At 57.3% G+C, this 11,497-nt stretch carries 10 protein-coding genes; 8 read left to right on the forward strand and 2 right to left on the reverse strand.

Annotated features, from left to right (window positions below):
* Nucleotides 1–115 precede the first annotated feature (115 nt).
* Complete coding sequence (locus Q675_RS31610) at nt 116–1,327, forward strand: argininosuccinate synthase (protein ID WP_011786034.1); 1,212 nt, start codon at nt 116–118, stop codon at nt 1,325–1,327.
* A gap of 90 nt (nt 1,328–1,417) precedes the next feature.
* Entirely contained in the window at nt 1,418–2,431 is a 1,014-nt protein-coding gene (locus tag Q675_RS31615) for an AraC family transcriptional regulator (protein ID WP_023011577.1), read from the forward strand.
* 226 nt (nt 2,432–2,657) lie between these two features.
* Here the strand turns inward: Q675_RS31615 and Q675_RS31620 are convergent, their stop codons facing one another.
* Nucleotides 2,658–3,629 carry a response regulator gene (locus Q675_RS31620; RefSeq protein WP_023011578.1) on the reverse strand — a complete coding sequence of 324 codons (972 nt, stop codon included), beginning with the start codon at nt 3,627–3,629 and terminating at the stop codon, nt 2,658–2,660.
* Nucleotides 3,630–3,763: 134 nt separating this feature from the next.
* Here Q675_RS31620 and Q675_RS31625 point away from each other — a divergent pair, with 134 nt between their 5' ends.
* On the forward strand, nt 3,764–4,246 hold the full coding sequence (locus Q675_RS31625) for a YajQ family cyclic di-GMP-binding protein (protein ID WP_011786031.1): 483 nt from the start codon (nt 3,764–3,766) through the stop codon (nt 4,244–4,246).
* Nucleotides 4,247–4,327: 81 nt separating this feature from the next.
* Entirely contained in the window at nt 4,328–5,656 is a 1,329-nt protein-coding gene (locus tag Q675_RS31630; protein WP_200861843.1) for an AmpG family muropeptide MFS transporter, read from the forward strand.
* A gap of 7 nt (nt 5,657–5,663) precedes the next feature.
* Here the strand turns inward: Q675_RS31630 and Q675_RS31635 are convergent, their stop codons facing one another.
* Nucleotides 5,664–7,118, reverse strand: coding sequence for a protein adenylyltransferase SelO (locus Q675_RS31635; protein WP_023011580.1), 1,455 nt, complete (start codon nt 7,116–7,118; stop codon nt 5,664–5,666).
* A gap of 80 nt (nt 7,119–7,198) precedes the next feature.
* On the opposite strand from Q675_RS31635, the gene Q675_RS31640 reads away from it, so the two are divergent.
* The 4 genes from Q675_RS31640 to Q675_RS0119245 all read left to right on the forward strand — a co-directional run.
* Nucleotides 7,199–7,999 (forward strand): HAD-IIB family hydrolase, encoded by an 801-nt coding sequence (locus tag Q675_RS31640; RefSeq protein ID WP_023011581.1) that lies wholly within the window; start codon nt 7,199–7,201, stop codon nt 7,997–7,999.
* Nucleotides 8,000–8,035: 36 nt separating this feature from the next.
* Nucleotides 8,036–9,259: a glycosyl transferase gene (locus tag Q675_RS31645; RefSeq protein WP_023011582.1), complete on the forward strand. Its 1,224-nt coding sequence runs from the start codon at nt 8,036–8,038 to the stop codon at nt 9,257–9,259.
* A complete protein-coding gene (locus Q675_RS31650; RefSeq protein ID WP_023011583.1) occupies nt 9,256–10,992 on the forward strand; it encodes an alpha-amylase family glycosyl hydrolase in 1,737 nt (578 codons plus the stop codon). The genes Q675_RS31645 and Q675_RS31650 overlap by 4 nt, the downstream gene beginning before the upstream one ends.
* A gap of 118 nt (nt 10,993–11,110) precedes the next feature.
* Nucleotides 11,111–11,497, forward strand: a 387-nt coding sequence (locus Q675_RS0119245; protein WP_031211528.1) for a contractile injection system protein, VgrG/Pvc8 family, incomplete at its 3' end; no start/stop codon positions are given.

An 11,497-nucleotide genomic window follows, 5' to 3' on the forward strand; every position in this document is an offset into this window, starting at 1 on the left:
CATGGCGCCCCTATCCTTTGGCAGGGTAGGGGCTTTATAGCCATTCCCCCCGCCATCCCGTACAATGTTGCCCTTCTTTTCAACACATCCATTCTGTTCAGTCTGGAGCAAGGGCATGTCTGATATTAAAAAGGTGGTGCTGGCCTATTCCGGTGGCCTGGATACTTCCGTCATCGTTCGGTGGTTGCAGGATACCTATAACTGTGAGGTGGTAACCTTTACCGCCGATATTGGCCAGGGCGAGGAAGTGGAGCCGGCGCGTGCGAAAGCCGAAGCGCTGGGCGTTAAGGAAATCTACATCGAGGACCTGCGCGAGGAGTTTGTGCGCGATTACGTGTTCCCGATGTTCCGCGCCAATACCATCTACGAAGGCGAGTACCTGCTGGGTACCTCTATCGCCCGCCCGCTGATTGCCAAGCGCCTGATCGACATTGCCAATGAGACTGGCGCGGATGCTATCTCTCACGGTGCCACCGGTAAAGGTAACGACCAGGTTCGTTTTGAGCTTGGCGCCTATGCCCTGAAGCCGGGCGTGAAGGTGATCGCTCCCTGGCGCGAGTGGGATCTGAACTCCCGCGAGAAGCTGCTCAAGTACTGTGAAGAGCGCAACATCCCGGTGGAAATGAAGAAGGGCAAGAGCCCGTACTCCATGGACGCCAACCTGCTGCACATCTCCTACGAAGGCATCAACCTGGAAGACCCGTGGGCGGAAGCCGAGGAAGACATGTGGCGTTGGAGTGTGTCTCCGGAAGCCGCCCCGGACAAGCCCACCTACGTGGAGCTCACCTACAGGAAGGGTGACATCGTTGCCGTTGATGGTCAGGAAATGAAGCCCCACGTGGTGCTGGAAACCCTGAACAAGCTGGCCGGTGAAAATGGTATTGGCCGCTTGGACATCGTCGAGAACCGCTACGTGGGCATGAAGTCCCGCGGCTGTTACGAAACCCCGGGTGGTACCATCATGCTGCGCGCCCACCGCGCCATCGAGTCCATTACTCTGGACCGTGAGGTGGCACACCTGAAAGACAGCCTGATGCCGCGCTATGCCGAGGTGATCTACAACGGTTACTGGTGGTCTCCGGAGCGTGAAGCCCTGCAGGCGCTGATCGACCAGACCCAGAACTACGTGAACGGCACCGTTCGCCTGAAGCTGTACAAGGGTAATGTGGACGTGGTCGGCCGTAAATCTGACGATTCTCTGTTCGATGAGAAGATCGCCACCTTTGAAGAAGACCAGGGTGCGTACGATCAGAAAGATGCGGAAGGCTTTATCAAGCTGAACGCGCTGCGCCTGCGGATTGCCGCTGGCAAAGGTCGCAAGCTTTGATGGTTTGTTGATGCCCTGAAAACGCCCGGTTCATAACCGGGCGTTTTTGTTTATACTTTTCAAATAATTCCAACAACGAAAGTCGTCACCATGAATGCGTTGGGCACAGCTTCCGTCGCCGCTTTGCGGCAGTATGTTCGCTACGCCGATGCCAAAGGTATCGCGGTTGATCCGCTGTTTGAAAAGGCGGGTTTGAAGCCGGAGATCCTGGATTCCGATGAGGGCCGAATCGACGGCGAACAGCTCCAGGCATTTATTCACTTGCTGGCCGAACATACCGGTAACCCGGTATTGGGATTGGAGACCGGCGACTATGTGCAACCCGGTTCCTACAGTGTACTGGGTTACATCACCATGAGCTGTGCCACGTTGGGGGAAGCGGTTACCCGTATTGCGCCCTATGAGAAGCTGGTGGGGGATATGGGTACCACCCGCCTCAAGATGAGGGGCGATTCCGCGACACTGATCTGGACCTGCAATTTTACCGATTCTGTGGTGTGGCCCCAGGTGGTGGACAATGTCTTTGCCTCCTGGATCAACTATGCGCGATGGCTGGCAGACAGCACGGACGCCACGCCGCTGGAAGTTCGCCTGAGGCGGCCTTCTCCCGGCCCGGAGCATGAGAAGGCCTATGCTTTGCGCTGGCAATGCCCTGTACAGTTTGATGCAGAGGAGGACAGTGTCAGCTTTGCTCAGGCACTGCTCGCAACCCGCCTGCGTCAGCCAGACCCGCTATTGCGAAAAACCCTGGAAGCACACGCATTGTCTCAGTTGGCGTTGCTCGACACCGACACGGATCTGACCAGCAAGGTAAAGCAAAGCATCCAGAAACAGCTCGCCGAGGGCATTACCCGTCAGGATATGGTCGCCGAGGATCTGGGGATGACCAGCCGTACCTTACAGCGAAAGCTGAGTCAGGAAGGGGTGTCGTACCAGAAATTGCTGGATGAGGTGCGCCAGCAGATGGCGGAGGACTATTTGCAGAATACCGACATGAGCATTCCTGATATTGCCTTGCGCCTGGGCTACAGCGAAACCACGTCGTTTCATCGCAAATTCAAGGCCGCGACGGGTAAGACGCCGGGGGATTTTCGCAGGCAATAAAAAAGCCAGCTTATAAAAGCTGGCTTAAGAAATTCGGAAAGAACGAAAGTGCCTGAAAAATTCGTTGATCCTGAGGAATCCACCTGCGGTACCCATATGGCGGCGGAGGTACTACTCGGCTCCTCCGCCATGGGTGGATACTGCTTGATTCCACAATGTCAGAATAAGCCTGATCGCCTTTCCTGTCTGTTTGTGAAGTGTGTCCCAGTGTTACTGTTTGTGATCGCTACACACCTTCCCGTATCTCCGGGGCGGTTTCGGTGAACCGGCGGGTTTCATAGGCGTCCACAAGGCCCTGTACAGCAGCGCGTTCCATATCCTGTACCGTGGGGGTGCCATCCTGGGCATCGGCTTTGCAAAGGGCCATGCCGGCTTCTACAGAGATGAAGCCGGCGGTGGTTTTCAGCGCTTTGTGGTTGATGCCGTCAAAAATGCGCCGGAATGCGGTGGTGGTGCAGTGATCACTGTTGGGGAAGTAGGAGACAATCGCAAACTGGTTGTCACCCACCCGGCACAGGGCGTCAATCGGGCGAATCAATGTGCTCAGGCGCCGGGCGATGCCGATCGACAGTTCGCTCATCACGCTGGGCGGATGTTTGCGTTTCAGGTCTTGCCAGTTGCGGATGCCGCACATCACGTAGGCGGTTGAGCCGCCCCGGGATTCGGCGTGGCGCAGGGTTTTCTGCAAGCGCTGGCGGGCGTATTTGTTGTTGGTCAGGCCGGTTTCCAGATCAATGATGTTGCTGGATTCCAGTTCCTGGTTGTTCTCCACCAGCAGGGCGTTGGCACGCAGCAGGGTGTTCTGCCGGTCGGCCATGCGGTCTGCCGCAAAGATGCGGGGGATGAGCTGCTTGGTCATGTCTGACTTGTAGATGAAGTCGTCCACACCCCGATCGAAAGCTTCCGACAGGGCTTCCACACTCTCGCGGGCGGTGAGCAGAATCACATAGGTGTAGTGGTTGTTCTGCTCGTCTTGCTGGCGCACCTGGTCGGTCAGCTGCAGGCCGTCCATTTCGGGCATCAGCCAGTCTGCAATCAGTACGCTGACCGGGCGTTGTTCCATGAGTTTCAGAGCGGCCGGTGCGTTGTTGGCGATGCGTATGTCGCGGTAACCGGCATTTCGCAGCGTACGGCCCACCACCATACTGCTGAATTTGGCGTCGTCTACTACGAGAATGGGAAGATCGAGGTTTGGCATTATTTATCTACTTCTTACCAGTCCATTGTCAGATGCGGTTCGCCACAGCTCTTGGTATTCTTGGCGGTTTCGAACATCCGTAATCAAATTGTCGCCACAGTATACCCCTCCGTGGCCTTTGGAGAATAACGACTATGCCTTCTTTTGACATTGTTTCAGAAATCGAAATGCACGAAGTTACCAACGCGGTGGATCAGGCCAAGCGTGAACTGGGTAACCGCTGGGATTTCAAGAATGTTGAGGCGGATATCGAGCTGGAGGACAAGCGCCTGACTTTGAGCGCAGAGCAGGAGTTCCAGCTGGAGCAACTGGTGGACATGATGCGAATGGCTTTTGCCAAGCGCAACATCGACACGCGTGCCCTGTCGGAAGATGGCGAAAGCAAAGCGGGCAAGCTGGTGAAGCAGCATTTCACCCTGAAGCAGGGTATTGAAACGGACATGGCCAAGAAGATCGTGAAGATGATCAAAGAGCAGAAGATGAAAGTGCAGGCCAGCATTCAGGGCGACAAGGTACGGGTTACCGGCAAGAAACGGGACGACCTGCAGGAAGCCATTGCCATGTTGCGTGAGGCGGAACTGGATATCCCGCTGCAGTTCAACAACTTTCGCGACTGATCCGGAGAGGCTCTTATTTATCTTCCCCCCAATGTTGTAGCCCTGATTCGGGATACCGCCTACACCTACACCCGCTGGCAAGTGATTGCCATGTTGTTTCTCGGGTTCTCGGCGGGGCTGCCCTTTCTGCTGGTGTTTTCCACCCTCAATGCCCGCCTGGCAGACGTTGGGGTGGAGACCGCCACCATCGGTTTTTTCAGCTGGCTTGGCATTACCTATTCCATCAAGGTGTTCTGGGCGCCGGTGGTGGATCGGCTGAAACTGCCAGTGCTGGATCGCTTGTTTGGCAAGCGCCGCAGCTGGATTCTGCTGGCTCAGGCGGGCATTGCCACCGGGTTGTACCTGATGTCCCAGACGAACGCCCTGGCGGCTCCGGAGACACTGGCGCTGTTCGGATTGTTGGTGGCTTTTTCCTCGGCCACGCAGGATGTGGCCATTGATGCCTATCGCATTGAGATTGCTCAGGAGCGGCTGCAGGCGGCGTTGGCGGCCACGTATATTTTCGGTTACCGGCTGGCATTGCTGGTGGCCGGGGCCGGTGCACTTTACCTGGCGGAGTTCTGGTCCTGGGAGGTGTCGTACCAGGTGATGGCAGCGTTGGTGGGCGTGGGGGCACTGACGGTTCTGATCGTGAAAGAGCCGGAAGTAAACCATTTTGCGGCTGCGCAGGACATTGCCCATCGAATTGAGGAAGAGGTGGAGAAACGAAGCCACCTGCCTGAACGCCTGGCCAGGTTAACTGGCTGGTTCTATGCCGCGGTGGCTGGCCCGTTTCTGGACTTCTTCCGTCGGTATCGGGAGCTGGCGGTGGCCATTCTGGTGCTGGTGGCGGTGTATCGCATTTCGGATATTGCCATGGGGGTGATGGCCAATCCGTTCTATCTGGATTTTATGGGTTTCAGTAAAACCCAGGTGGCCGATGTCACCAAGGTGTTCGGGTTTTTTATGACCATTGTTGGCTCCATGGTCGGTGGGGTGCTGGTGGTGCGCTATGGCGTGCGCCGGATACTGCTGGCAGGTGCCGTCATGACGGCGGCAACCAATCTTCTATTCGTGCTGCTAGCCCAGCAACCACCGGATATCGCGGCGCTGGCCTTGGTGGTGAGTGCCGATAACCTCAGTGGCGGTATTGCCAACGTGGCGTTGATTGCCTGGCTGTCCAGCATGACCAGTGCCTCGTTCACCGCCACCCAGTATGCCTTGTTCAGCTCGCTGATGACGCTGCCGGGCAAGTTCCTGGGGGGCTTTTCCGGGATTGTGGTGGCGAACTTTGGCTACGCCGAGTTCTTCCTGATTGCGGGGTTGATGGGCGTGCCTGCGATTCTTCTGGTGCTGTTTATGATGCGACACGGCGCCAGGCTGGATGCGCTGGCGCCCGTCAAACATGAGGAAGATGCCCTGGTGAAATAGCGGCCGTTCAGGAAGAGCAGCTGATGTTCAGATGTTTCCCCCAATCCGGTGGCAGGGCAGCGTATTTCTCATACTCGGGTTGCTCATCAAAGGGCTTTTCCAACACCTTGAGCAGTTCCTTCATTGGCTCATAGTCGCCGTTCTGCGCCTCCAGGATGACTTGCTGGGCCAGGTAGTTGCGCAGAATGTACTTCGGGTTTACCCGGCGCATGGTGTATTCCCGTTCATCGTGGCCACGGCTTTCCTTCTGTAGTCTGGCTTCGTAACGTTCCAGCCACTCGTCAGCCACGCTGCGGTCTGCGAACAGATCACGAACCGGCGCGGTGCCATGGTCGTGCAGGTTGGACAGGCCGCGGAAAAATCGGGTGTAGTCCACGTGGTGTTCGTGGAGCATGCTGAAGGTGTCCATGATCAGGCCCATATCTGACCCATCCGCTTCCTCCAGCCCCAGCTTGGCGAGCATCTGGTGTTTGAAATGCTCGTTGTAGGCGGTTTCATAGCGTCGCAGTCCCCGGCGAACGGTATCTTCGTCCATGATCGGCAACAACGCATTGGCCAGGTACTGACAGTTGATAAAGCCTACCTGGGGCTGACGGTTGTAGGCATAGCGGCCTTCGTGATCGGAGTGATTGCAAACGAAGCCGGCGTCGAAATCGTCCAGGAAGGCGAAGGGGCCATAGTCAAAAGTGTCACCGATAATCGACATGTTGTCGCTGTTCATCACCCCATGGCAGAAACCAACGGCCTGCCATTTCGCAATTAGTCTGGCGGTGCGTTCCACCACTTCCTCAAACCAGCGGGCGTAGCGTTGGTCCTCCGGCAAGCTGATCAGTTGAGGGAAGTGCAGGGCAATCACATGCTCTAGCAATGTTTTCAGGGCGTCCGGCCCTTCATGGTGGGCTGCAAACTCGAAGTGGCCAAACCGGATGTGGCTTTTCGCTACCCGCATCAAAGCGGCGGCGGTTTCAATAGATTCCCGGCGCACCGGGTCTTTGGCGCTGATCATGAACAACGCCCGGGTGGTGGGAATTCCCAGGCCATGCATGGCCTCACTGCACAGATATTCACGAATGGTTGACCGGAGTACTGCCCGGCCATCGCCGAAGCGGGAGTAGGGCGTGGTGCCTGCCCCTTTCAGGTGCCAGTCCCAGCGTGTACCGTCCGGTCCCACGGTTTCCCAGAGTAAGAGGCCGCGGCCATCGCCCAGTTCCGGGTTGTACATGCCGAACTGATGCCCGGTGTACTTCATGGCGACCGGGTCCATCCCCTCCAGAAGTTCGGCGCCGGCACCAATGGCCGCCCAGTCATTTTCATCCCGCACCAGAAATCCCATATCGCTGGCCAGGGCCTGGTTAAAGCAGACCATGCGCGGTTCAGACAGGGGGGATGGCTGTACCCGACTGTAGAAGCTGTCCGGTAATTCCAGGTAGCGATGTTCCACCTGAAAGCTGTTGTTGCTCATAAAACGACCTGGCTTTGGTATGAATACTGCGTATGTATAGGGTTGAAGCCTAACAACAGATTGCAGAGCAGGTGAACCAAATGCAACCACACCTGATAGTTTTCACCGACCTGGACGGCACCTTGCTGGACCATCACAGCTACAGCTGGCGGGCCGCATCGCCGGCCATGGCAAAGTTGGCCGCTAACGGTATCCCCTTGATTTTTAACTCCAGTAAAACCGCCGCCGAGATGCGCCATCTGCAAAACGCGATGGGCATACGGGGCCCCTTTATCGTCGAGAACGGTGCGGCGGCGGTTATCCCGGCGGGCTGTCTGGACCGCACCGAAGAACAGGTGATGAATTTTGGAGCAGATCACCAGCAGGTCCTTCGCACGCTTATGGTGCAGAGGAGGGCGGGTGCACAGTTTCGGGGCTTTTCGGATATGGCGGATGCGGAACTGGCGGAGGTTGCGGGCCTGGATGAGGTGGAGGCCTCGCGGGCCCGGCAGCGCCTGGGTACGGAGCCGCTGATCTGGCAAGGCAGTGACCCGGAGCTGGACCAATTCAGTGCGGCACTGGGGCGTGAGGGGCTCCGTCTGGTGCAGGGGGGGCGCTTCTTGCACGCCATGGGGCGCTTCGACAAAGCCGAGGGGGCCCGCTTTTTGCTGGAGCAATACCGGGAGCACTATAGGGGCGAGCCGCTAGTCACCATCGCATTGGGCGACAGCCCGAACGACCAGCGCATGCTGGAGGCCGCGGATATCCCGGTGGTGATTCGCGGGGTGAACAGCGATCAGGTCCAGTTGCCATCGCAGAAGCACCCCATGCGCTCCCTGAAGCCCGGCCCGGAGGGTTGGAACGAATGCGTACTCAATCTTCTTTTCGAGTACGGCTACTAGGCCGCCAGGCGTGGCCAAAAGCATAGGAGAGGCGCCATGGGCGACTTTTACCAGAATGGCATAGTAACGACCCTGCACAATCTTGTGCGACGACCGGTAGAAGACATCGAGGCCGATCTGCTTCAGTTCCGCAAAGCGCGGCCCATGTCACTGGTGTTGCCGTCTCTGTATTCAGAGCTGGAAGGCCCCGCCCTGAAACACATTGTCCAGGAGCTGGCAAAGGTGCCTTACCTGGAAGAAATCGTGATCGGGCTCGATCGTGCCGATGAAGCGCAATACCGGCACGCATTGGAGTACTTCTCCGAGCTGCCTCAGCCGTTCAAGGTACTGTGGAACGATGGGCCGCGTTTGCGGGCCATCGACCTCAAACTTCGCGAGCAGGGCCTGGCCCCCACTGAAATGGGTAAGGGGCGGAACGTCTGGTATTGCTTCGGTTATGTGCTGGCCTCCGGGGTGAGCAAATCGGTGGCGTTGCACGATTGCGATATTCTGACCTACTCGCGGGACCTGCTGGCACGGTTGATTTACCCGGTGGCCAACCCTGGATTCAACTACATGTTTTGTAAGGGCTATTACGCCCGGGTCGCCGACGGAAAGATGAATGGAAGGGTCAGTCGTCTGCTGGTCACGCCGCTGATCCGAGCCCTGAAAAAAGTCTGCGGCCCGAACGATTTTCTCGACTACCTCGACAGCTACCGCTATCCCCTGGCCGGAGAATTCTCGTTCCGCACAGATGTTATCAATGACCTGCGCATTCCCAGTGACTGGGGGCTCGAGATTGGTGTGCTCTCGGAGATGAAACGAAACTACGCCACTAACCGCCTGTGCCAGGTGGATATTGCTGATGTCTACGATCACAAGCATCAGGATCTCTCGCCGGAGGATGCCAGCCGAGGGCTGTCCAAAATGAGTGTGGATATCGCCAAGGCCCTGTTCCGAAAGCTGGCCACCAATGGCGAAGTGTTCTCCAATGAGAAGTTCCGCACCATCAAGGCGACCTATTTCCGTATTGCTCTGGATTTTGTGGAAACCTATCAGAACGACGCCGTGATCAACGGGCTCGGTTTTGATCGGCACAAGGAAGAAAAGGCAGTGGAACTGTTTGCCCAGAATGTGATGCGCGCCGGCGCCTACTTCCTGGATAACCCCATGGACACCCCCTTTATCCCCAGCTGGAACCGGGTGACCAGCGCCATTCCGGACATTCGTGAGCAACTGCTGGAGGCTGTTGAGCTGGACAATCAGGAATATCGGCCATGACTCAGTCACTGAAGAGCAAGCTGCAAGGTATGCTCGAGGCCGTCTATCCCTCGGTAGATTGCGACTTTCTGGCGGAGCAGTTACTGGCCACCATGGGGCTGGCGCCCAATGCCGACGCCCCACCAGCCCACCAGAACCATTGGGACGAAACCGATGTGTTGTTGATTACCTACGCGGACACGCTCCAGCAACCGGACGAGAAGCCACTGGTGACGCTCAAGCGCTTCCTGGATGACTGCCTTAAGGACTCCGTTTCCGCGGTGCACATACTGCCGTTTTTTCCTTTCAGCTCTGATGATGGCTTTTCGGTGATGGATTACCTGGCGGTGAATGAGAGTCACGGTGGCTGGCCGGAAATTGAGGCCATTGCCCGGGACTACAAGTTGATGTCCGATCTTGTGATCAACCACATGTCGGCCCGCAGCCGGTGGTTCGAAAACTATAAGAAGCGCATCGACCCGGGTAAGGACTATTTCTTTGAAGGCAACCCGAAAGACGACCTCAGCCAGGTAGTGAGGCCACGTACGTCGCCCCTGCTCAATCCGGTGCAGACCGACGACGGCGAGCGCTATGTGTGGTGCACCTTCAGTGAAGATCAGGTAGACCTGAATTTTGCCAACCCGCAGGTACTGTTGGAGTTTGCGGGGATCATCCGCCAATACCTGGAACGGGGTGTGATGATTTTCCGTATGGATGCCGTGGCCTTTCTCTGGAAAGAGCCGGGCACGCCGTGTATTCACCTGCAGCAAACCCACGAGCTGATCAAGATTCTGCGCTTGCTGATTGAACATCACACGCCGGACGCGGTGGTGATTACCGAAACCAATGTACCCAATCGAGAGAACCTGACTTATTTTGGCAATGCCAACGAAGCCCATGCCATCTATAACTTTTCGTTGCCGCCTCTGCTGATCAACACGCTGGTGACCGGCAATTGCCGACATCTGAAAACCTGGCTGATGAGTATGCCCCCGGCGCAGCTGGGCACCGCCTATCTGAACTTTATCGCTTCCCACGACGGCGTTGGTCTGCGGCCCACAGATGGCCTGCTGACCGAAGATGAAAAGCAACGCCTGATCAACACCATGGAGTCGTTTGGGGGTAAGGTGTCCTACCGCCGGACGGCCGACGGGCGGGATCAGCCCTATGAGATGAACATTGCGCTCTGGGATGCCCTCAAAGGAACCGCAGAAGGCGGTGCTGACCACTGGCAGCTCGCGCGATTCCTGTGTGCGCATACCATCATGCTGGCTCTCGAGGGCATTCCCGCCTTTTATATTCACAGCTTGCTGGCCACGGAGAACGATCAGGCGCGGGTGGAGCATACCGGGCGCCTGCGCTCCATTAACCGCAGTCAATGGCAGTTGTCGCAACTGGAGGAAACCCTCGCAGATCCACTGACCCACCACAGCAAGGCATTCCGGGAGCTGAAGCGCTTGATTGCCATACGCCGTGCTCAACCTGCTTTCCATCCGAACGCCACGCAGTTCACCTTACACCTGGGGTTGCAGTTGTTCGGGTTCTGGCGCCAGAGCATGCGCCGGGAGCAGTCGGTGTTCTGTATCCATAACATCAGTCCCGAGGTGCAGCAGGTGGCGCTCAGTGATATTAATCTGATTGGAACGGATCGTTGGGTAGACTTGATCTCCGGAATGGAGGTGGATGATCTGGCTGGGTCAATCACCCTGAAGCCGTATCAGAGTGTGTGGTTGTCCAACCAGCAGAGACGCTGAGCGTTAAGGCGAATGCCTCAGGAATGAGGCATGGTTGGTTTGTATTCTGCAAGTCGGTGGTTATAATCGGGGCTGCTCAGGATGAGTCAGTTCAACATAATCTTCAGGGATCGAAGTCATGCCCCAGGCAAGCGGATTGCAGTTCACCGCCCGTGTAGGCGAATTCCCCTCGGATCACTTTGTCGTTGTCGGCTTCGCGCTGACCGAACGTCTGTCTGATCTGTTCCATGGCCGGTTGCAGCTGGCCAGCACCGACCCGGATGTGGCCGCCGCCGATGTACTGGAACAGCCGGTAGACCTGGTGGTGTGGCAGGACGGCCAGCCCCTGCGCCGGTTCACCGGCGTGGTGAACGAATTTATGCGGGGCGACACCGGCCACCGCCGCACCCGCTACGAAGTGGTCATCCAGCCGCCCCTGTGGCGCCTGGGCCTGATGCACAACAGCCGCATCTTCCAGACCCAGACCACCGACGCCATCGTGCGCACCCTGCTCGAAGAGCGGGGC

Origin of the sequence: Marinobacter sp. EN3 (genome assembly GCF_000475315.1) — a bacterium.
GTDB classification, from domain to species: Bacteria; Pseudomonadota; Gammaproteobacteria; order Pseudomonadales; family Oleiphilaceae; genus Marinobacter; species Marinobacter nauticus.

Bases quoted from the DNA above. Each gene is read 5' to 3' on its own strand.
- Q675_RS31625 (WP_011786031.1), top strand. From the start codon at position 3,764: ATGCCTTCTTTTGACATTGTTTCAGAAATCGAAATGCACGAAGTTACC.
- Q675_RS31640 (WP_023011581.1), top strand. From the start codon at position 7,199: ATGCAACCACACCTGATAGTTTTCACCGACCTGGACGGCACCTTGCTG.
- Q675_RS31610 (WP_011786034.1), top strand. From the start codon at position 116: ATGTCTGATATTAAAAAGGTGGTGCTGGCCTATTCCGGTGGCCTGGAT.
- Q675_RS31650 (WP_023011583.1), top strand. From the start codon at position 9,256: ATGACTCAGTCACTGAAGAGCAAGCTGCAAGGTATGCTCGAGGCCGTC.
- Q675_RS31645 (WP_023011582.1), top strand. From the start codon at position 8,036: ATGGGCGACTTTTACCAGAATGGCATAGTAACGACCCTGCACAATCTT.
- Q675_RS31620 (WP_023011578.1), bottom strand. From the start codon at position 3,629: ATGCCAAACCTCGATCTTCCCATTCTCGTAGTAGACGACGCCAAATTC.
- Q675_RS31635 (WP_023011580.1), bottom strand. From the start codon at position 7,118: ATGAGCAACAACAGCTTTCAGGTGGAACATCGCTACCTGGAATTACCG.
- Q675_RS31615 (WP_023011577.1), top strand. From the start codon at position 1,418: ATGAATGCGTTGGGCACAGCTTCCGTCGCCGCTTTGCGGCAGTATGTT.